This window comes from Vibrio marisflavi CECT 7928, from assembly GCF_921294215.1.
Lineage (GTDB): Bacteria > Pseudomonadota > Gammaproteobacteria > Enterobacterales > Vibrionaceae > Vibrio > Vibrio marisflavi.
Genome location: NZ_CAKLDM010000002.1, coordinates 1161091 through 1181561 on the forward strand (window position 1 = coordinate 1161091; position 20471 = coordinate 1181561).

The window sequence follows — 20471 nt, forward strand, 5'->3', positions numbered from 1 at the left end:
CCAAGGAGATCAATCTAAAGTTCGACTATATTTTAAGTATGAATATAGAACGAATGCAATCTAATGTGGAAATTCGTATATCAAGCTATAAAAGTCACTTATTTCAGACTACTCATACTTACATCAGTTTTTTTTCTCTCACCAAGCCATTCGGCTACGATTGGGGTTGATATAGTCACAGACGACTTTCCGCCTCTTCAGATACAGGTCAACGATGAACCTGCGGGTTACGTTGTAGAGTTCGTTCAAGAGCTAGTAAAAGATGCATCCAAAGAGTACCCGATACAAATCAACACAATACGTTTTCTTCCATGGAAAAGGGCTATGTCTCTCACTAAAAAAACAGAGAACATACTTTTCTTTTCTGTGGCAAGAACACCTACTCGAGAAAATCAATTCCACTGGATAGGAAAAGTAGCAAAACATGAAGTGACACTATTTAGGTATATTGATGGGCCAAAAATCATCCCAAATAACCTAGAAGACTTAAAGCCATTCAGGTTAGGTAGTCAGTCTGGCGGTAACTTTGAAGAATATATAGAAGGCAAAGGCTTCAACCTAATTACGACTACTTATGGTCGAAAAATGCTTCAGATGTTGCGAAAAAACCGTATAGATTATACCCCGCTAGTCACTTCTAGCTATTTTTATCGTCTTGAACAGTATGGTTTAGATCCTAATGATTTTGTCCCTGTACTTAAAATCGATGACTTGTCAAAGGACCTTTGGCTAGTAGCAAGCCTCACAACTTCAGATGAGGTAGTTAGGGCGCTGAAAAACAGTTATCAGCGCTTGACACAGCAGGGTGTTCTAGAACGTATCAGCAACTCTTACCATCCCGAAAGTGAAATAATGCTGAAATATAGACAATCCTCCTATAAATAGAAATACTAATACTCCACTCAATTTCGGTAAACTTCGTAACAATTTCGACCTCCCTTTTTGGCCAGATACATTGCTTTATCTGCTCGCTCTAAAAGTGCTGAAAAATCCGAATTGCAGCAGGATATCCCCATGCTGACGGTCAATACTGCATGGTCAGATTGACTGTGTTCTATTTTCTTTCGGTCTAGGCTTTTTTGGATTCGTTGAGCTACGGTTATAGCTCCATCTATAGGTGTTGCAGGCAATAGTACAATGAACTCCTCACCGCCATAACGTGCTACTATGTCTGTTGGTCGGTTGAGAGAGCTTTGTATACTTTTCGTCACTTTCTTGAGGGCATTGTCACCTTCAATATGGCCGTAGCTATCGTTGTAAAGCTTGAAGTAATCAACATCAATCATGATTAGAGATATTGGCTGGCCTTCACGCTTTGCCCTAGATACCTCACGCTTAAATGACTTTTTGTAAGCACGTCGATTTGGAATGCTCAAAAGACTATCAAGATAACTGAGTTCTTTTAAGCGACTATTGGCAGCATTTAGTTGTTTCATCATCAAATGCTTGTCAGTGACGTCGAGATGTGTGCCAATCATACGTTTAGGTACACCTTTGCTCTCCCATTCTATAACTTGACCTGTGTCTAGAACCCAAACCAAATGTCCATCTTTGTGTTTCATCCTCGATTCGAATATGTAGTATTCGCTTTTACCAGACCAATGCTCTTTCAGTAAGCGCTCTGACTCAATGAGATCGTCGGAATGAGCATGGTCGAGCCACGTCTGGATGCTGACTGGTTCAAGCTCTTTCAAAGTATATCCAATGATGTTTGCCCAGCGTTCATTAAAACTGGTTTCACCTGTTGGGACATTCCAATCCCATATCCCAACCCCCGTAGACTTTATGACTAACTGTAATTGGGTCTGATGTGTAGTCAATCGTTCGATTTCTTCCTGAAGTTCAGCAATCTTTTGTTTCAGATTGTATATAGTGTCATCCATAGTTTATGTACTGGTTTATGTTTACTGATGTAAGCTACTTTTGAAAAATTTCTTTTAACTCTGGGGTCTCTTCTTGAATCTCAAGCGTTGTTTATAGTTACTCTAATTTGGAGCCATTCGTGCAAATGCACTACTGATACAATTAATTATAAACACTAAATTCTAGGTGTGTGACAGATTATGATCTACGGCTATTGTTTATATTTTGTATCGCTCTAGCGCATCGAACTATACGAGATGAACATACCCGATCACTCTCAGCCGAAATTTCAAGAACTCCAATAGCAATCAGAAGTTGTTGCGGTGTTATTGCTTGTCTTGTAGGTAAAACAAGCACATCTCCCATCATTTGAAATCCTGACCACTGATTATCTGTTCCAAGCTCTCTACGCTGATAAATACGAATTAGCCGAACGCATTCCGGCGGTATTGGTCGTTTCCCTTGGTTCCATAGAGTGACTGTTCTCACACTTTTAAAACAAAGTTCAGCGACTTGTTTTATCGTTAAAGTGCAGTTTATTTTTGTGAAAATTCCGAATTCATCGAGTTGAGTGCAATGGCTGTGCTTACGTTTCATTTTAAGCCCTTTCATTTAAAGGCTTGATATAAAATAAGTTTAACATAAGTACACATAATGCGCACTGATAGGCGTGAGCAAAATCGGGCATCAGAACCAAGGCCAAACCCGCGCTAGCCATTGATATTGCTCGTAATCCTTGGCCGTTAAACTTTTTTGCAATACTTTCCCAAGCCCTTTGTGCTCTATGGTCTTTACTGCGGTCTGCTGCCAAATAAACAAGAACTTCTTCTTCTGGCATTCCGATATGTTCAGCTAGAAAAAGCGCTTCGTTTTCAGTTAGATGACGCTCACCATTTCTCATTTCACCGATTCTTTGTCTCGGTAAATTCAAATCATGGGCAATCTGCTTATCTTGTACGTACCTTTTTGCCTCTTTGTAGGCATCTAACAATCGCCGCCCAGATTTTCCTCGCGCATTTCTTCTTAACCAAAATCATGACGACGTGATTTATTCTCACGACGTGTCGGACGTTACGAAAAAAGTTTCTACAAGTCTGCGTGGTTTCAAACGTAACGGCGACTTTTGCAAAGGCATGCAACGTGTGTATTCCGACGTGTGTCAGCAAAAAGGTTCGGTTGAAGCTGTTCGACAATTACATTTGGCGCTCAAAGTTCTAACTTGTCATGGTTACAGTGTAGAAATGGCTGATGATGACATTAGTCGATTAACCGATATCAAGTTAAGCCAGTTTTTAAAACCCGTTCGAATTTCACCGACCTTTGTTTGAGAAACAATTTGTGGGAATTTTAGATCTACTGGCTCATTTGGGTTGGTATTTTCCATATGAGGCATTGGTAAGACATTCCAGTTTTAGATAGTGCGACTTCAAGCAAACGTTATGGACGTCCTTACCTTTTTGTAAATGTGACAACGTGACTTTGGCTATTATTCCTTCTAATTATTTGGTTCTTTTTCAATTCCTAGAGACTTTGTAATGCTTTCATGGTCTTCCTAACCCGTAATGCTGATTATTTGAGCACTCATAAGCCAAACCTTAGGCACAGCAATAGGAATAAGGGTTATCCTTTGCACTAGCAATTGCCCTTTTTTGCTTGGCCCGGTGGACAAAACTTTCCTTTTGAATCTGCTTCGTTTGTACTTACTTTGACATCAACGTCATTTACTTTCCCTTCGACACGAGTTAGCTGGCACCCATTTAATGTTAGAAGCAAGATACTTATTAGCGATAGCGCTTTCATGTTTACTCCGATTTTTATCTGCTGTTAGCATTATTCTAGTTTAATTGGCCTAAATGCGGTCGCTAAAAAGTACCAAAGTACCGAATGCAGAAACTGCATGTGGTCTAAGTCATGTCCTTCGTTTTGTTATTAGCTATATTTGTATTAAGGAAGTGCAAAAGAATAAGGAACCTCTATGATATCGTCTTGTTTCCGGCCGCTGATTTCGCTATTTATCTTAACAGTAGCCTCCTTTCCTAGCATGTCAGAAACGATCAAAATAGTTACTGCTGATTGGGCGCCCTACTATGGTTCTGAACTCAAAGATGACGGTGTAATAACTGTAGTAACCAAAGCTGCGTTTTCTAAAGTTGGTATAAATGCAACATTTCGTTTTGTACCTTGGAAAAGAGCGATGCAAGAGGTAGAAGAAGGCAAATCGGATGTACTGATGGGAGCATATTACAGCAAAGATAGAGCTAGCCGATTTGCATATAGTCAACCCATCTACGAAATAAAAGTCAGCATTATTGCTTTGAGGTCTTTAGGAATTACATCGTTCGAAAATCTTGAAGATCTTAAAAAGTACAAGTTTGGTGTTGGTCGAGGTTGGGTAAACAGTGAGGCCTTTGATAAAGCGACTTTCCTCAACAAAGAAGAAGCCTCGAATCAAATTCTAAACGTAAGGAAGTTGTTCAAACGCAGAGTGGATATGATTGTAATGGCTCAAGGTGTTTTTCGAACCGAATACGCCAAGTTAAGCCAGTCGTATATAAATGGTGAAGATTATGTGTTTTTGACTCCAGCTCTTGACGAAAAATTTATCTACAACTTGTCTGGGTATAAGAACCCTAAGTCTAACGAAATAATATACAAATTTAACCAAGGGCTAGAGAAACTAAAGGAAAGTGGTGAATACGAAAAAATCCTGAGTAAATACGGGTTCAGCTCTCAAGGTAGTTGATCTAGCAATATGAGGTTAGTTTTATTCCGCAATAGGAAAAATGAATCGGTCAGAGTGACGATAAAATGGTCATTTATCATGCTGCTACTTGTATTTTGTAGCAATGCTTATTCGCAGATAAATGTTATTGTGTATGGCGATGATTCATATCCGCCCTACTCTTACACGGAAAATGGCAAGATTTCAGGGGTTTATACCGAAATTTTGAAAAGAGTATTTGCTAAGATGCCGGAATACAATGTTGAAATACACAGCATTCCATGGAAACGTGGGTTAGCCAAAATAGAAAATGGCGAAATATTTGCTCTCTACCCACCCTATAAGCGATCAAAGCAAAGGCCATTTATGGAATATGATGGCCCTATTCTCAATGAAAAACTCGTCGTTGTATGCCTGAAGCCGGTATTAGAAACACCAAGGCCAAACTGGCCATTAGATTATATTGGTTTGAAAATCGGTGGGAATTCAGGCTTCTCATCCGGAGGAGACCAGTTTTATGATCTTGTAGAAAAGAATCAAATTGAACTAGATGAAGTCAAAGGAACCGAGAGTAATATACTAAAGCTAATTTCTGGTCGTATAGACTGCTACATGAATGATGCAATATCCATCCAATGGGAGCTTAATAAATTACAACTATCTGGACAGTATGATGGTGAGAGTATTGTGCAAGGTGCGGTTATCAGTTCGGAGCACGGATACCTTGGTATTGCATCCGATGGGAGAGAATTTTCGTTTAAAGAAGATTTCAAGCAACAGTATTTAGGCGTGCTGAAGGCAATGAAAAAGAGTGGTGAAATCGAGAAAATAATTAGTAAATTTCTTAAATAGTGTGAGTTCAAGAGAACTTAATATTTTCTAATAAATAAAGTTTGATGCAATAGAACTGGAGACTTTGGTATAAGAGTATGAATGAAGGCATGTTATTTGATTTGAAAAATTTAATCTCTCCTTTTTTCATGCCATTACCTATGGGTCTGCTCATGTTTTTTATAGGCTTAGTTCTTTTGTTTTTAAATAGAAATAAACTAGCTAAGCTTTTGTTAATAGCCTCCTTTCTGTGGATATTTATGATCGGATATTCTCCTATATCCAATACACTTATTGAGCCTCTAGAATTGAAACACCAACCTATTAAGAACTATGAAAATATAAGAATTAACTATATTTTGCTATTAGGTGGCGATTTTGACGGTAAGGCTCACGAAGCAGTTAAGATTTATAGCCGATCATATGGTTCAAAAATAATCATTTCTGGTTACTTTGGAGAGCGATTAATAGCAGAGTATAGAGTTAAAACATTAAAAAACCTAGGTGTAAGTAATGAGGATATTTTGATAGTATCCAATTCTCGAAACACTCTAGAAGAAGCAAGGAATATTAAGATGTTAATAGGTGAAGAGTGGTTTATACTTGTTGCTTCCGCTTACCATATGCCAAGAGCGATGGAAATATTTAGAGGTGAAGGATTGAACCCCATACCAGCGCCTACGAATTACCTAACCAGAAGAAAGGTTTTTTTATCTGCTCCGAATGGCTACGAACTAATAAAAACCGAGCGTGCTTTCCATGAGTACTTAGGTCAACACTGGATAAAAATCAAAACATTTTTTTTGGACAATAAAACATAATTATTTAAAATAATTTAAATCAGTTATCGATAATGAAAGTCGGCAAATTACCCCACAAATGGAATAAGCGTTGATAAACGCCTATAATTATATGGGTTGACGTGGTTAAAGCTGGAAGAGTTAGGTTATGGACTTGTCATATGATGAAGCGGTAAATATGTGCATAAAGCAGATAAATAGCCCTTTACTTGCATGTGAGAGAAGAGCTAATGTGAATACACATAAGCCTATAAACTATATGTTTAAAATAAAACTCGCCCAAAGTGTAAATGCAGAAAACTTAATGAAGGAAGTATTGGAGTACGGGCAACATAAAAAATGTGAAGTTGAGTTTAGTAGAAGCTTAGTTCCTGGGCTTATTATTGTCAGATTGAGTTAACAACACATTTTAATGCTATAAAAACTATTTCAGTAGCCTACCCGTTTTTTTATCAATCATACCGTTTGAAAATAAGTTTGAGATTGCCTTATCAACCCTAGCTTTTATCTCCTTATAATTTTCCGAGTTTTTTGATAGTCCAAAGGTCTGATTCAACGACTTGAACTCTTTAAAGTATACTTTGTCTTCTGGTGTGATAAATACATCCATTTTTTGTTTGTTGGCATAAAGGAACTCAGCCCTGCCCTCAAGTAGCATCTTTGTTGCTGATTTAATTGTTGTAGGCTTGTATATCTTCAACTTACCTTCTTTCTCTGCCTCCCACACACCAGGTAAAATTGATAAACTCCAACCACGTACGCATATAATCTCTTTGCCAAAATAGCTTTTCAAGTCTGTTGGAATTTGGCCTTCTGGCAAGGATGAGTACATACCTAAATTTGCAGGCATATTGTACTCAGTAAAGTACACACTTCCCTTTAACAGCTTTTGCTGCGTTTTACTATTGATGACCGAACCAAAGTTTATTTTGCCCGACACTAAATCTGCTTCAATCCGCTTTTTCGGCACCGATTTAAACTTGCAGTTTAGGTTCGCTTCTTTACATATAGCTTTGAAAGAATCCACCATTGGACCTAGAAATTCTTTCGACGTTTTGTCGTAATAGTAAACAGGGAAGCCATCACTTAGATTGACTGTGACATCAATTGTTTTCTGAGATGCATATACTGTCGTAGAGTATGCTATTAACCAAAGAACAAAGTATTTCATAGTGATTTTCTCTTCCTGAGATAAGGAAATTGTAGTAGACAGGTACTATTTCTAGCTGAAAATACACTCATAGTTTTAAAACTGAGAATGTGGCTGATGTGTTACAACTGAAAACGATCTCCCGCGACTCCAATTGTACTGTGAGGTAGATACAGCATGTGCTCAAAACTGTTCCATTAATTAGGACAAATTGCCCTATAATTTTCTAACGATAGGGTTTATTGGAACTTTCATGCAACAGTGGAGATTTGGACATGATTAACTCGGAAGAAGCTACACATAAAGATATAGATTATCAAGTTGATGTTGAATACATTGAAGAAAAAGATGGATACATAGCTTCATTTTCGTTTGAAGGACCAGTCAATAATCGGGGCTACTATGTAAGTGTGAATGCAACTGTAATGAATGAACGAACAGAAGATGTGTCTATTTTTGATGAAGAGACCTATGCTTTTGATGTTGCACATAGGTTGGCGAAGAAAAATATTGAAAAAGTCCACACTTAATAACCAAATACCGCATCAAAAGAGTACTCATTAGTGACAGTGTCGCGTTATTGATTTGACATTAGAATGACTTTACTCTTGATCGTTTATAGACAAGAATGCGTCTTTAATCGACGAGGTAAAAGATGGGCTCTATACAATACTTATCACTGTTTATTTTTATGGTGGTATCAACTATAACTCCAGGGCCAAATGTTGTAATGGTTACAGCCTCCGGTGCAAATTTTGGCATCAAGCGCACTCTTCCACATTTAATTGGTATTTCTGTAGGGGTCTATATTGTTATGGGCCTCGAGTCTTTGGGCATAAACCAACTATTTAACGCCTATCCTAGTATCCCACTTTTTATAAAAATAGCAGGCAGTGTATATTTAACCTACCTCGGTATTCTGTTATTTAGCAAGGGGAAGCCTAATACTCAGTCGAAAAGCGAACGTCCTCTTTATTTGCGAGAATCAGTACTACTTCAATTTCTAAACCCTAAAGGCTGGATACTCACACTAACCGTGCTCTCTGGTTACACATTGCCCGGTGAACTTTACTGGCCATCAACCTTTGTAGTGATAAGTATTTATGCGTGGACTTGTTTATTTACCACTGGTTTTTGGATGGTGTTAGGGAGCCAAATTGGCAGAATACTCAGAGATGAAAAGCATTGGAAAGTATTTAATAGTACGATGGGAGCTCTGACAATTGGATGCGCTGTAATGCTTTGGACTGGTTTTTAAATCGCCCAAGAAAAAGCTACTTGGGCGTTTAATAGTGCTAGAAATACACTTCTACAGGCATCCCTTCTATCAGCATATTTTGATTTAGTTGCGCGTCAGTAAATGACAACGTCACTTTCATTAATGCTTTTTGTCCTTCAAATGGTTTAGCCAATTGAACTGGTAACTTCAGCGCTAGTTGTGTCGGTTCTGATACTTTTGCTACGTACTTTTTCCCGTTTGGAAGCTTGATGGTTGCAGTTTCTCCAAGTTTGGCTTTTTCGATATATTTTGCATCTAGGTAAGCATCTATTTCTGCACGATGAGATAAGCGAGAGAATGTCATTACTTCTGTTGAAGCTTCTACTCTTTCCCCTACTCGGCCCAATTCATTGATTACTCTTCCATCGAAAGGAGCTTTCACGAGAAGCAACCCTTCTTGTCCTTCCTTTTGTGTTAGCTCAACTTGAAGGGAACGGATGATATTTGATAAATCACCCACATAGTCTTCATCCGCACCTCTAATTTTTGCTAGTTGAAGTTGTAGGGTTGCATCAGACAGCTGGGATTGAGTTGTATAGTAGTTGTTTAAAACTGAAGCGTAATCGGCGGTGCTTACATGTCCTTTGCTAAAGTAGTCGTCATATTTTTTCTTTATAGCTACCATCTCAGTATAGTTTTTTTCTGCGTTTGCCTTGGCAGAAGCGTATAAAGATACTTCATCTTTTTCTCTCTGCGCGTTGTATTGCTGCAGTAATTTGATTTCAGATTCTAGGTATTTTATTTCCTGATCGAGAACCTCATTTTTCAATAAAAATAGTGGCTGACCTTTTAAAACCGTATCACCGACTTTCACATACATTTCGCGTATAGTACTCGTGTCTGGAGCGACTATATTTATAGGTTGGTAGGTGACAATTCCGGGTGCGATTGTAAAAATCTGAGGCCTCAGTATCCAGTAAATCGTAAATAGTGCCGGAGCAATTATCGCTGCTAGTAGCAAAAACCAGCGAAGACGGTAGCCTGTACGTTTTGCTTGACCATACGCTACTTTGACCCCTTTTTCAGAGGTCGGGCTTTTTTGCTTATCTAGCATAAATCTAACTTTCAAAACTTCTTCCCTCTTTTCAGCACCCACCAAGGTGCCATACTGGACTCTTCATGTGAGCGCCTGAATACTTCATTAAAAATCGAAAATGCGGTGATAAAGCGTGAGAACAAAGCGTAAATTGGATAAATGACTAACCACCCAGACATTTTTAAATCGGCGCTTTTTCGCTCGGAGATTAACACCCAATAAATAGCAAACTTTAACGTGACTACTGACATATAAACGGCATATATAATGATTGATGCTGTTAGAGTTAACACAGCTGGATACGTCATAAAGATATGTACGAAATACCAAACAACAATGATTGGCAGCAACACATTTTTAAGTACTCCATATACTAACGTGTAGAGAAATACTGGCCAGCCAAGCAATTTGGGTGATAGACCTTTGATATGCTTTCGGATGTAAAGAAACATTAAGTCCCCATCCCATCTCAAACGTTGCAGTATGAAATCTTTGACCGTTTCAGGTGCATCAGTATGACCAATTGCTAGTGGAGTAAAGGCAAGCTTAGTCTTCTTGTATCTGCCTTTATACTGTTTGAGTCGCATTGTTAAGTCTAAGTCTTCGGCAGTATGGGTATCCCAGCCGCCAGCTCTTTGCAATACGACTTTTCGAAACGCTCCAAAGGCTCCCGATATGTTGTTAAGCAAGCCAAACTGACTTGTTCCCGTTTTTCCTCCTTGCATGGACATCATATACTCCAGAGCTTGCATTCGAGTTAGTATATTGGCTTTGGAGTTTCGGACACGCAAGGCACCGCCTGCTGCAATAATGTTTCTATCTTTAAACTGCTGCGCCATCACAAGTGCCATGTTGTTATCGAAGGAAGTGTCTCCATCGACGTTTATAACTAGGTCATGCCTTGCTTTAAGCAAACCAGTATTCAACGTAGAAACTCGGCCTCCTCGTTGCCACTTTGGAATCACCTTAACTACTCTGTCATTGCGCCCTTTATAATGGTGAAACGCACGCATCGCAGCTTGATAGGTATGTTGATTTTGAGTCGCGCCATCGATGACAGCCAACACTTCAATATGTCCTGGGTAAACTTGTTCAACCAAGGTATCTATAGTGGCTCGAATTGCTTCTCCTTCCCCATAACAAGTGATAATGAAACTGATAGATGGTGTATGAGGCAAGTCCGTTGTTTTGTTTTTCCAGTGCCACCTGAATATTCCAATAACCATCAGCATGATTAATGGAGATTCCACGATAAGAATCATGGGAAAAAATGTTACCACGACATCGAAGTTCGCGGTTACTTGAGCAAAAAGATCTCTTACGCCGTATGAGATATATCCGAAAGAATCAATCATTCAATTCACTTGTTCGGTTTTTCATCCACTGTTTCACATCTATTAGTGAAGGTTCAGGGAGTTGCCAATGTTTGACTCTTAACTCAATGAGCTCGGACTCAATTAGCTCACCAAACTCTTCTAACCTTTTATAAACAACTTCCAGAAAATCATATTCAAAATGAGGCAGTAAGATAAAAATTAGATCGTCGCCATACTGACAGCTTAAATCGGTGTTCCTGAATAGCTTTTCTAAATGCTCTGAAAGTTTAACTATTAACTCAATGTATGCAACATCACCGTGAGTTTGGATATACCCGTCTGAATTGCCGATTTTTAGGCCAATCAATAGATCTTTTTGTGAGTGTCGAATTGAGAGCTGATTTTTCCACATTAGTGCTGCTTCAAAAGCGGCCACGTTGGTCGTGCCTTGAAGTTGTACGTTGAAGTTTGGGTTTAGCTGTTCTTCAAACAAAAAACGCTGGGCATTTTCACCGACTGTATATGAATAGAAAGTTTGGGCCTGCAGTTTATGAGTATCATTTACATGGTCACAGCTTAAACATTTCGCAATGACATTCGCTTCCGCAAACTCTTTTTTACAGCTATTGCAGTGGTGCATTTCTAATGGCCGATCGTAGTCGACCCCAATATGCTTTAAAAGCGTCTTACAAGTTGGACATTGCATTGACTGAGTTTTCATAAACTCGCTGGCATCATCGACATGACCACAAGTAAAGCAGTGCAATGCGTCGTACGAAACAATATCGATATCTGTGCATGCTGGGCAAGAATCCACATAGTTTAGGTGACCAGACGTACACTTCTCGCAATATCGCACGCGATCAATGCACTCACCCACACTCAAAATATCCAGCTGAATCATTCGGTGTAGATAACGAAATGGGGTTTTTTCTTGATTATGGTAGATATCTAATAACGGGTAGCGATATAACTCTTTATTGGACAGATCTTTTTTTGGTATGAGAGCTCGATTTGAGTCTAACCAAAGGTAAGCCAGTAGCCTATCCTTTGGCTCTGACTGCAAATATTTCAATTTATCTGAAATAGGTTGAATTTTGTTTTTGCTGAGTAGACCATCTGAAAGGTACTTGCTCAATGGGCTGGTTTTAAATGTGTAAACTCGCCACGTCCAGCCTTGCTCTGAATGATGAATCTTTTGCAGTAGATCGTCTTGTTGTTCAGGTGGTAGGTTTATGATGCATATTTGCGCCCGCGTTTGAAAAATATCTTCGCTAGGCTTACGAAATTCAATATCTATCTCTTGAGTAGCCAAATCATCGCAGTGAGAACCAAATAATGTCACGTAGTCGATACTTGTCTGCATAGTGTTCCCCCCATAAAAATACGAAACTACGTATTGTTCTTCTGTAACACTCTGAATATAAAGAGTGTCGATAAGGTGAATAACATATACTTCGTAAATTGTCTTTTCAATGAAAGTGGTAAAAAGTGTGTTTGAGGATAAATAAATTAACCGTAGATTTAGAGTTTTTAGTCTTTTGACTCATAATGAATCTGATGAGTATATTTTACATGGCTAGGTAGCTTTTCAATAAAATGATTGAGCAAAGTGGCATTAACTTGATTTTTCGTTTTATGATTCCAAACTATAATCGGTTTCCAGCTTTCCCCCAAACGCAATATCTTGATTGCTTCCTTTGCTGCAAATTCTCCTTGCTCTGAAGCGACATGACTCATAACCAAACCTACGTAGTCAACCATAAAGTCATTGGTAGAAGCTGTTAAAGTTCTTGTATTTTTATTTACAAAACTTATGGCCGAAGCTTTGTTCCACCCTTTTATTCCTGCATTGTTTGATACAATAACAAATGGAGCATCTTGCGCACTTAGAAATTCTTGTTTGAACTCATCAAACTGTTCAACAAATATTGGTTTCAACTGCATACCTAAAGATTGAGCTATTGTTATAAATACACCTATAGTCTTTCTTTCAGATAACGTGTTATCAGCAATAATTACTCCTTCTTTCTGGTTCGTCGTTTCTGAGAGAACCATAAGCAAATCACGAATTGGCTGCATTTCAATCATTCCAGAAGTATTTTGGAATGGATAACCGTATTGATCGATTGTCCAATTTACACCATTAAAAACCACAGGTATTTTATGGTTTCTCATGTATGGCACTACAAAATACTTGGATGCGTTGTCATCTGTTGCGATAACAACATTTGGTTTCCAGCTTTCCACGATTCTATACGCTTGAGCTGCTTTTTGGGTCAAGTTAGATTCGGACTTGTTCCTCTTTGAATCCATCTGAAAATATTTAATTTCACAGTGGCTTTGCAGGTGTTCAAATATCGCTTTTATATTGTCATCTTGCCATTGGTATCCGTCGTGATAAGAAGTAACGAGCAGACACTTAGCATTTGCTGAAAATGCGTTTGCGCTTAAGAAACTAGTAGACAACAACAGATAAATAATGGCTTGTTTGATCATATGCTCAGCCCCACCCTTCATGATGTTAAGGTTAGAACAATCGCTCAATGATTTAGTTAATTTTATCGAGTTGTTTTATATATGAGAAAGCAATTAAGTTTTTGTATTTATTTAAAGAGCCCAACAGCTAAGTTGGGCCCGAAAGGATACATTCTGGATTGTATTATTGTAGGTTTATCTGCAGGTTAGTGTTTTTTTCATCTTGAGATACAGAGACATTAACGTTTAGTGAGGTCAAGCCTTCGGGATATGAAATTGACCAAGTAGAACCTTCTTTAATAATGTTTACATTTTTTTGCTTCGTTGTAATTGTAAATGGAGCTGTCGAGTTGATTAAAATTGAACCAGGGCTGGTGCGAATTACTTTGCCGTAATAATTTTTTACACTAAATGTGCATACTGAGTTGCTCTTACATTGAAAGCTACTGGTCGGTTGAAAAGTGAACGTTCTCCAAAAAAAGACAACTAAAAGCACCACTAACATAACCGAAATCTGGGTTAGTCGCCCTTTAGTAAGTTTTTGCGCTGGCATACTAAAAAATCCCTCATGCTACAAACTTCAAATTTTTGAAATATAACAAGCATAACCCTAAGTTTCATATGGTTATGGCCCTGTCATTAAAATGTTAAATCGAGTATAGTTTTACATTGAATATATCGTGGTTTGTAAATCAATTTTATAAATAACTAAGGAAGCAAAGTTTATTTATATCGTTGTTTATCGCGATATTACGACATCAGTCGTGTCGGAAGTAAAGTGTAGTTAATTAGAAAATGGAAACATGCAACATGAGCCATGAAACGAAGCTCGAGCAAAACTACAACTATACGGTCGTCCGCCAATTTACCCTAGTGACTATTCTCTGGGGCATTGTTGGTATGGCCGTTGGTGTTTTAATTGCCGCTCAATTAGTTTGGCCTCAGCTAAACTTTGATACACCTTGGCTGACATACAGTCGGCTACGTCCCCTCCACACCAACGCAGTAATTTTTGCATTTGGTACCAGCGCCCTCTTTGCCACCTCCTACTATGTAGTGCAACGAACCTGTCAAACACGACTGTTTGGTGGTTTGCTTGTACCGCTAACTTTCTGGGGTTGGCAAGCAATCATTCTTTCTGCTGCGATTACTCTGCCACTAGGTTATACCTCTGGAAAAGAGTATGCAGAACTTGAATGGCCGATTGATATTGCTATTGCGGTCGTTTGGGTAGCTTATGCAGTGGTATTTTTTGGCACCTTGGTTAAACGTAAGACGTCCCACATATACGTAGCAAACTGGTTCTTCGGTGCTTTTATCATTACGGTTGCTGTCCTGCATATTGTAAACAGCCTCGCAATACCAGTGAGTATGGGTAAGTCATATTCAGTTTACGCTGGTGCAGTCGATGCGATGGTGCAATGGTGGTATGGCCACAACGCTGTTGGATTTTTATTGACGGCTGGCTTTTTAGGAATGATGTACTACTTCGTACCTAAGCAAGCTGAGCGACCAGTATATTCTTACCGCTTATCAATTGTTCACTTCTGGGCTCTAGTATCTCTTTATATTTGGGCAGGCCCACACCACTTACACTACACAGCATTGCCAGATTGGACCCAATCGTTAGGTATGATTATGTCGCTAGTTCTATTTGCGCCTTCTTGGGGTGGCATGATTAACGGCATCATGACGTTGTCGGGAGCATGGCATAAACTTCGTTATGACCCAATTTTACGCTTCTTAATTGTCTCGCTTTCTTTCTACGGCATGTCGACGTTTGAAGGACCAATGATGGCAATCAAGACTGTCAATGCTCTATCTCACTACACCGACTGGACGATTGGTCATGTTCACTCTGGTGCTTTAGGTTGGGTAGCGATGGTTTCAATTGGTTCTGTTTACCACCTAGTTCCAAAACTATTTGGTCAAGAGCGTATGTATTCTATTCGCCTTATCAATGTTCACTTCTGGTTAGCGACTATCGGAACTGTTCTTTACATTGTTGCAATGTGGATTTCTGGGGTTATGCAAGGATTAATGTGGAGAGCTGTAAACTCAGATGGAACTCTAACATACAGTTTTGTTGAGTCCGTACAAGCGTCTTATCCATTCTACACATTGAGATTTATAGGCGGGCTAATCTTCCTATCAGGTATGTTCTTAATGGCGTACAACACGTACAAAACAGTTTCAGCACCGAAAGATAGCTTAAAAGCTATCCCGCAACCGGCATAGGGGGGGATTGAGAATGAGTTCAAATTCAAATAATCGCCACGAGGCTATAGAAAAAAATGTCGGTTTGCTGGCCATTCTTATTGTCATAGCGATCAGTTTTGGTGCCTTGGTAGAAATAACGCCACTCATGTTTCAAAAGCAAACCACTGAACCAGTAGAAAACTTGCGCCCGTATACTGCTTTGGAAATGGAAGGTCGTGATATATACATCCGTGAAGGTTGTAACGTTTGTCACAGCCAAATGATTCGTCCATTCCGAGCAGAAACAGAGCGTTATGGTCACTACTCTGTAGCTGGTGAAAGTGTATGGGAGCACCCATTCTTATGGGGATCAAAGCGTACAGGCCCAGACTTAGGTCGAGTTGGCGGTCGCTACTCAGATGAATGGCATCGAGTACACTTAATCGATCCTCGTGAGCTAGTTCCTGAGTCAAACATGCCAGGTTTCCCTTGGTTAGAAGAGAATGTTCTCGATGGCGAACTGACACAGCAGAAGCTGATGATTTTCCGCGATAACTTTGGGGTTCCTTATACAGACGAACAGATCGCAAACGCTAAAAAAGAGGTGGAAGGCAAAACTGAGATGGACGCCATTATTGCTTACCTTCAATCTCTTGGCCACGCGATGAAGTAAGGGGATAACATGGATATTGGTACTATTCACAGTATTTGGACTGTCTTGTTATTCGTTTGTTTTGTCGGAGTTGTTTGGTGGGCCTTTGGTAGTAAAAGAAAAGCCCGCTTTGAACAAGATGCGAAAATGATCTTCGACGAAGATGACAAGGAAAAAAGCTCGACTAAGGAAGGAGAGAACAAACAATGAGTACTTTCTGGAGTATCTGGATTACCGTTATTACAATTGGTACGCTCGTCGGTTGTGCTTTGCTTCTACGCTGGTGCTCAAAAAACCATTCTGATGCTAAAGAAGGCGAAGATATGGGGCATGAGTATGACGGTATACGTGAGCTAAACAACCCTTTACCTAAATGGTGGTCATATTTATTTGTCTGTACGCTAATTTTTTCTGCTGTTTATTTAGCTCTTTACCCTGGTTTAGGGAGCTTTAAAGGCCTTTTAGACTGGACAAGCTCAGATCAAAATGTGCGTTCAATAGCTGAATCAAAAGCCTCTGTTGCTAATGCACAAAGCGAAAAGCGCTTGGATCAGTATGCGAAAGAGCTAGATGATGCCAACAAATACTTTGGTGAGGAGTTTCAGCAACTTGCTTATGCTAAAGATGGCACGACACTATTGCCTCTGCCAGAAATTGCAAAAAATCCGAACGCCGTTAAAGTTGGGCAGCGGATATTTTTACAAAACTGTTCTCAGTGCCATGGCGCTGATGCTCGCGGGCAAAAAGGCTTCCCTAACCTAACTGACGGTGCTTGGTTATACGGTGGTGAGCCAAAAGCGATCATTGAAACGATTAGAAATGGTCGAGTTGGTCAAATGCCTTCGTGGAAAGAAGCGATGGGTGAAGAAGGTGTTCAGGAAGTAGTTAGCTACACGCTCAGCTTATCTGGTCGTTCAGTAAACGCTAGAGAAGCTGCGGCAGGTAAAAAACGATTTGTGGTTTGCGCTGCATGTCATGGCACTGATGGTAAAGGTAACCCTGCTGTTGGAGCGCCTGACCTTACAGATCAGTACTGGCTATTTGGCGGCTCCCGAGCTGATGTTACTGCAACTGTTATGCACGGTCGATCTGGTGTAATGCCTGCTTGGAAAGACATCCTAGGTGACGATAAAGTACAACTCGTTGCCGCGTATGTCTGGAGCTTAAGCAATAGCGAAGAAAGTAAATAGAGCCTCTATTAAATTAGAGCATAAAAGTAGCCCCAGATGTTTTCTGGGGCTACATCACCTACCCATCCTAACGTTTCTTATTTGGTTGTTGAGAATATGCTTATGGAAAAGCCTTGGTACAAACAATTCTGGCCGTGGTTCTTGATCATCCTCCCCCTAATTGTCGTTATTTGGACAATTGCTACGGTAGTCGTTTTTTCTAACAATTCAGTATCTTTGGTCACCGAAGATTATTACAAAAAAGGTAAAGGCATTAATATTGATATTAGTAAAATCAATGTTGCTAAAACCCTCGGGCTGTCAGTAAGCCTGACTTCAAACGATGACTCTATTGATTTCAAGTTGATTAAAGGTCAACTCGAGCACTACCCCGCTATCAAAGTGTTATTTGCTCACCGAACTCTTCCGAATCGTGACTTTTCTAAAATCCTTACCTCGGATGCAAATGGCAACTATCGAGTGCCTCTAGATCGCGAACTTAAAGGCCCTTGGTTTATTGAAATATCGCCTCATGACGACGCTTGGCTAATTCAAGGCCGAGTTAACTTTCCTGTCGCTTCATCAATGAAGCTGATGAACTAGCTTATGTGTAATAATTGCTACCATTGCGGTGAAGAAGTTCCCTCTAATACGAATTTTCAAGTTGAGATATTAGGTAAACAACGCGATATGTGCTGCCCCGGCTGCCAAGCGGTAGCGCAAACTATCGTCGAAAGTGGCCTAGTTTCATACTATCAATATCGTACTGAAACAGCTGATAGAGCTGATCTTGTGCCTGAACAGCTTCAGTCACTTGCTAATTATGATAATAAGGACATTCAGTCTGAGTTTGTTAGAGACACAGAGCAAGGGCAGGAAGTGACATTGTCACTGTCAGGTGTGTCATGTGCTGCTTGTGCTTGGTTAATAGAAAAACACGTGAATTCTGTTGCTGGCGTGTCGAGTATTAGAGTCAATACCACAACAAACAGAGCTCTGGTGCGCTGGGATAACTCTCAAGTAAAGTTAAGTCAGATATTAAAGTCAATTATCAATTTGGGCTACAAAGCTTCTCCTTTTGAAGCTGATAGGCAAGAAGCAGAATATCACCAAGCAATGAAACGTTATTTGTACCGCTTGGGCATTGCTGGTTTGGCAACTATGCAAGTAATGATGTTGGCTGTCGCACTATATTTCGAAGTATTTAGCGATCTTGATACACAATTCAAAAGCTACTTTCGTTGGGTGAGTTTGATTTTCGCGACACCTGTTTTGCTGTACTCAGCGTACCCATTTTATATAAGCGCTTGGAGAAGTATAAAGAACAAAACTTTAGGAATGGATGTCCCCGTCTCTGTTGCACTTATTTTTGCTTATGTCGCGAGTACTTATGCAACCATTACGCAGAAAGGTGAAGTGTTTTTCGAATCAATCTCAATGTTCACCTTCTTTTTGTTGCTGGGTCGGTTTCTTGAAATGCGCGCTAGAAGAAAAGCCGCCGCCGCTAGTGGGAATTTACTGAAATTAGTACCAGCAATGGCGACAACCATAGATGGTGAAAAGGTTACCGTAAACAGTCTTAAAATTGGCGATCGCGTGCGTGTTTTGCCTGGGGAGCATATTCCTTCAGATGGTGTGCTCAATACTGTTCAGGCTTATGTTGACGAATCGATGCTTACTGGTGAATCTATTCCGGTTTTAAAGCAAGCAGGTGATAAAGTTTTTGCAGGTACTCTCAATGGCGAAGAATCTCTAGAGTTAGAGGTTAAGTCAACCAAAGCCAATTCAATGCTATCAGGCATTGTAAAACTTCAGGAGGAAGCGCAACTATCTAAGCCTAAGATTGCAGAGTTAGCCGATTTAACAGCAAGATACTTTGTTGCAGCGTTGCTCGCCATAGCCAGCCTAACATGGTTCTACTGGCATCAACATAAACCCGACGATGCATTTTGGATAATGTTATCTGTACTAGTAGCAACTTGCCCTTGTGCTTTGTCTTTGGCAACACCTACAGCAATTACCTGCGCTACATCTAAACTCAGTCAGCTAGGTATATTACTGCGTAAAGGGCATGTTTTCGAAACTCTGTGTGAAGTTAATCACTTAATCTTAGATAAAACAGGCACACTGACCGAGGGACAAATTACTCTCAAAAATACCCATTGCTTTTCGGGCTACTCAAAGCAGCAATGTTTAGAAATAGCTGCAGCGCTAGAATCTCATGCCAACCACCCTATTGCTCAAGCGTTCAAGAAATATAGAAGTACTACTATTCAGGTCAGCAACATAGAAAACCGCATTGGTGAAGGCGTATTGGGCGAGTACCAAGGAACAACGGTCAAAATAGGTAGTGCTGCATTTGTACTGAACGATGCTATTTTGGACCAACCTAACAGTGTTTATTTGAGCTTAGGCAACGAGCATATTGCTACATTCACTTTTCACGACCCATTGCGATCTGATGCTGCAGAGTTCGTAGAGCAATTTAAATTGGCTGGGATTAAGACAACACTTCTAACTGGTGATACAAATGCGAATGCGTTAACCGTAGCGAATGCTGTAGGTATTGAAAACATAATCTCCTCGGCAAAACCTCAAGGGAAACTCGCATACCTTAAACAGTTACCCCAACAAGACATCACCTTAATGATTGGCGACGGCATTAACGACGCCCCAACACTTTCCGGTGCTCACCTGTCTGTTGCGATGGGAAGTGGTACTGATGTTGCGAAGGCATCTGCAGATATGGTTTTGCTTAGCGACAAATTGGAGAAAGTGCTACAAGCAAGGCGCTTTGCAATTAAAGCTAGGAAAATCATACGAGAAAACCTAATGTGGGCGTTGGGTTATAACCTTTTGATTTTGCCCCTTGCAGTATGCGGTTTCATTGCGCCATATTTCGCAGTTATTGGTATGTCTGCAAGCTCAATTATTGTAGTATCAAACTCTCTTCGATTACTTAAGGATTGAGTGGAG

The 20471-nt window shown here is 39.8% G+C and carries 23 protein-coding genes; 13 read left to right on the top strand and 10 right to left on the bottom strand.

The genetic code is table 11. From position 1 onward, the window contains the following. The first annotated feature begins 63 nt into the window (after nucleotides 1-63). Complete coding sequence (locus tag L7A31_RS12035) at nucleotides 64-885, top strand: substrate-binding periplasmic protein (protein ID WP_237361895.1); 822 nt, start codon at nucleotides 64-66, stop codon at nucleotides 883-885. 17 nt (nucleotides 886-902) lie between these two features. Here L7A31_RS12035 and L7A31_RS12040 read toward each other — a convergent pair whose 3' ends face one another. The 3 genes from L7A31_RS12040 to L7A31_RS12050 all read right to left on the bottom strand — a co-directional run bounded on the left by L7A31_RS12040 (nucleotide 903) and on the right by L7A31_RS12050 (nucleotide 2854). Beyond that, nucleotides 903-1883 carry a GGDEF domain-containing protein gene (locus L7A31_RS12040; RefSeq protein ID WP_237361896.1) on the bottom strand — a complete coding sequence of 327 codons (981 nt, stop codon included), beginning with the start codon at nucleotides 1881-1883 and terminating at the stop codon, nucleotides 903-905. A gap of 178 nt (nucleotides 1884-2061) precedes the next feature. After that, nucleotides 2062-2460: a regulator gene (locus L7A31_RS12045; RefSeq protein ID WP_237361897.1), complete on the bottom strand. Its 399-nt coding sequence runs from the start codon at nucleotides 2458-2460 to the stop codon at nucleotides 2062-2064. Between the two features lies 1 nt (nucleotide 2461). Beyond that, the gene (locus L7A31_RS12050) at nucleotides 2462-2854 is read right to left on the bottom strand and encodes a DUF3693 domain-containing protein (RefSeq protein WP_237361898.1); all 393 of its coding nucleotides are present in this window, start codon (nucleotides 2852-2854) and stop codon (nucleotides 2462-2464) included. Between the two features lie 52 nt (nucleotides 2855-2906). Between L7A31_RS12050 and L7A31_RS12055 the strand changes: the two genes are divergently transcribed. Continuing rightward, nucleotides 2907-3191: a hypothetical protein gene (locus L7A31_RS12055; RefSeq protein WP_237361899.1), complete on the top strand. Its 285-nt coding sequence runs from the start codon at nucleotides 2907-2909 to the stop codon at nucleotides 3189-3191. 304 nt (nucleotides 3192-3495) lie between these two features. Here the strand turns inward: L7A31_RS12055 and L7A31_RS12060 are convergent, their stop codons facing one another. Next, entirely contained in the window at nucleotides 3496-3663 is a 168-nt protein-coding gene (locus L7A31_RS12060) for a hypothetical protein (RefSeq protein WP_237361900.1), read from the bottom strand. Nucleotides 3664-3838: 175 nt separating this feature from the next. Between L7A31_RS12060 and L7A31_RS12065 the strand changes: the two genes are divergently transcribed. The 3 genes from L7A31_RS12065 (at nucleotide 3839) to L7A31_RS12075 (ending at nucleotide 6237) form a co-directional block, all read left to right on the top strand. After that, nucleotides 3839-4606, top strand: coding sequence for a substrate-binding periplasmic protein (locus L7A31_RS12065; protein ID WP_237361901.1), 768 nt, complete (start codon nucleotides 3839-3841; stop codon nucleotides 4604-4606). 78 nt (nucleotides 4607-4684) lie between these two features. Further along, a complete protein-coding gene (locus L7A31_RS12070; protein WP_237361903.1) occupies nucleotides 4685-5437 on the top strand; it encodes a substrate-binding periplasmic protein in 753 nt (250 codons plus the stop codon). A 77-nt stretch (nucleotides 5438-5514) separates the two neighbouring features. Beyond that, nucleotides 5515-6237 (top strand): ElyC/SanA/YdcF family protein, encoded by a 723-nt coding sequence (locus L7A31_RS12075; RefSeq protein WP_237361905.1) that lies wholly within the window; start codon nucleotides 5515-5517, stop codon nucleotides 6235-6237. A 403-nt stretch (nucleotides 6238-6640) separates the two neighbouring features. Here L7A31_RS12075 and L7A31_RS12080 read toward each other — a convergent pair whose 3' ends face one another. Beyond that, nucleotides 6641-7387: a substrate-binding periplasmic protein gene (locus L7A31_RS12080; protein ID WP_237361912.1), complete on the bottom strand. Its 747-nt coding sequence runs from the start codon at nucleotides 7385-7387 to the stop codon at nucleotides 6641-6643. 254 nt (nucleotides 7388-7641) lie between these two features. Between L7A31_RS12080 and L7A31_RS12085 the strand changes: the two genes are divergently transcribed. Together L7A31_RS12085 and L7A31_RS12090 are read left to right on the top strand one after the other, a co-directional pair. Then, nucleotides 7642-7896 (top strand): hypothetical protein, encoded by a 255-nt coding sequence (locus tag L7A31_RS12085; protein WP_237361914.1) that lies wholly within the window; start codon nucleotides 7642-7644, stop codon nucleotides 7894-7896. A 125-nt stretch (nucleotides 7897-8021) separates the two neighbouring features. After that, nucleotides 8022-8624 (top strand): LysE family translocator, encoded by a 603-nt coding sequence (locus L7A31_RS12090; protein ID WP_237361915.1) that lies wholly within the window; start codon nucleotides 8022-8024, stop codon nucleotides 8622-8624. Nucleotides 8625-8661: 37 nt separating this feature from the next. Here the strand turns inward: L7A31_RS12090 and L7A31_RS12095 are convergent, their stop codons facing one another. From L7A31_RS12095 to L7A31_RS12115, 5 genes are all read right to left on the bottom strand, one after another. After that, nucleotides 8662-9714 carry an HlyD family secretion protein gene (locus L7A31_RS12095; RefSeq protein ID WP_237361917.1) on the bottom strand — a complete coding sequence of 351 codons (1053 nt, stop codon included), beginning with the start codon at nucleotides 9712-9714 and terminating at the stop codon, nucleotides 8662-8664. Then, on the bottom strand, nucleotides 9711-11036 hold the full coding sequence (locus tag L7A31_RS12100; RefSeq protein WP_435532889.1) for a glycosyltransferase family 2 protein: 1326 nt from the start codon (nucleotides 11034-11036) through the stop codon (nucleotides 9711-9713). The genes L7A31_RS12095 and L7A31_RS12100 overlap by 4 nt, the downstream gene beginning before the upstream one ends. Beyond that, nucleotides 11029-12363: a TackOD1 domain-containing metal-binding protein gene (locus tag L7A31_RS12105; protein WP_237361918.1), complete on the bottom strand. Its 1335-nt coding sequence runs from the start codon at nucleotides 12361-12363 to the stop codon at nucleotides 11029-11031. The genes L7A31_RS12100 and L7A31_RS12105 overlap by 8 nt, the downstream gene beginning before the upstream one ends. Nucleotides 12364-12530: 167 nt before the next feature. Continuing rightward, nucleotides 12531-13496 (bottom strand): hypothetical protein, encoded by a 966-nt coding sequence (locus L7A31_RS12110; protein ID WP_237361919.1) that lies wholly within the window; start codon nucleotides 13494-13496, stop codon nucleotides 12531-12533. 163 nt (nucleotides 13497-13659) lie between these two features. After that, nucleotides 13660-14028: a hypothetical protein gene (locus tag L7A31_RS12115; protein WP_237363612.1), complete on the bottom strand. Its 369-nt coding sequence runs from the start codon at nucleotides 14026-14028 to the stop codon at nucleotides 13660-13662. 257 nt (nucleotides 14029-14285) lie between these two features. Between L7A31_RS12115 and ccoN the strand changes: the two genes are divergently transcribed. The 6 genes from ccoN to L7A31_RS12145 all read left to right on the top strand — a co-directional run bounded on the left by ccoN (nucleotide 14286) and on the right by L7A31_RS12145 (nucleotide 20465). Further along, entirely contained in the window at nucleotides 14286-15713 is a 1428-nt protein-coding gene (ccoN, locus tag L7A31_RS12120) for a cytochrome-c oxidase, cbb3-type subunit I (RefSeq protein ID WP_237361921.1), read from the top strand. 13 nt (nucleotides 15714-15726) lie between these two features. Further along, entirely contained in the window at nucleotides 15727-16347 is a 621-nt protein-coding gene (gene ccoO, locus L7A31_RS12125; RefSeq protein ID WP_237361923.1) for a cytochrome-c oxidase, cbb3-type subunit II, read from the top strand. Nucleotides 16348-16356: 9 nt separating this feature from the next. Beyond that, the gene (locus L7A31_RS12130) at nucleotides 16357-16536 is read left to right on the top strand and encodes a cbb3-type cytochrome oxidase subunit 3 (protein WP_237361925.1); all 180 of its coding nucleotides are present in this window, start codon (nucleotides 16357-16359) and stop codon (nucleotides 16534-16536) included. Continuing rightward, a complete protein-coding gene (gene ccoP, locus L7A31_RS12135) occupies nucleotides 16533-17516 on the top strand; it encodes a cytochrome-c oxidase, cbb3-type subunit III (protein ID WP_237361928.1) in 984 nt (327 codons plus the stop codon). Before L7A31_RS12130 ends, ccoP begins: the two co-directional genes overlap by 4 nt. Nucleotides 17517-17618: 102 nt before the next feature. Continuing rightward, entirely contained in the window at nucleotides 17619-18098 is a 480-nt protein-coding gene (locus L7A31_RS12140; RefSeq protein WP_237363558.1) for a FixH family protein, read from the top strand. 3 nt (nucleotides 18099-18101) lie between these two features. Next, on the top strand, nucleotides 18102-20465 hold the full coding sequence (locus tag L7A31_RS12145; RefSeq protein WP_237361930.1) for a heavy metal translocating P-type ATPase: 2364 nt from the start codon (nucleotides 18102-18104) through the stop codon (nucleotides 20463-20465). The last annotated feature ends 6 nt before the right edge of the window (nucleotides 20466-20471 follow it).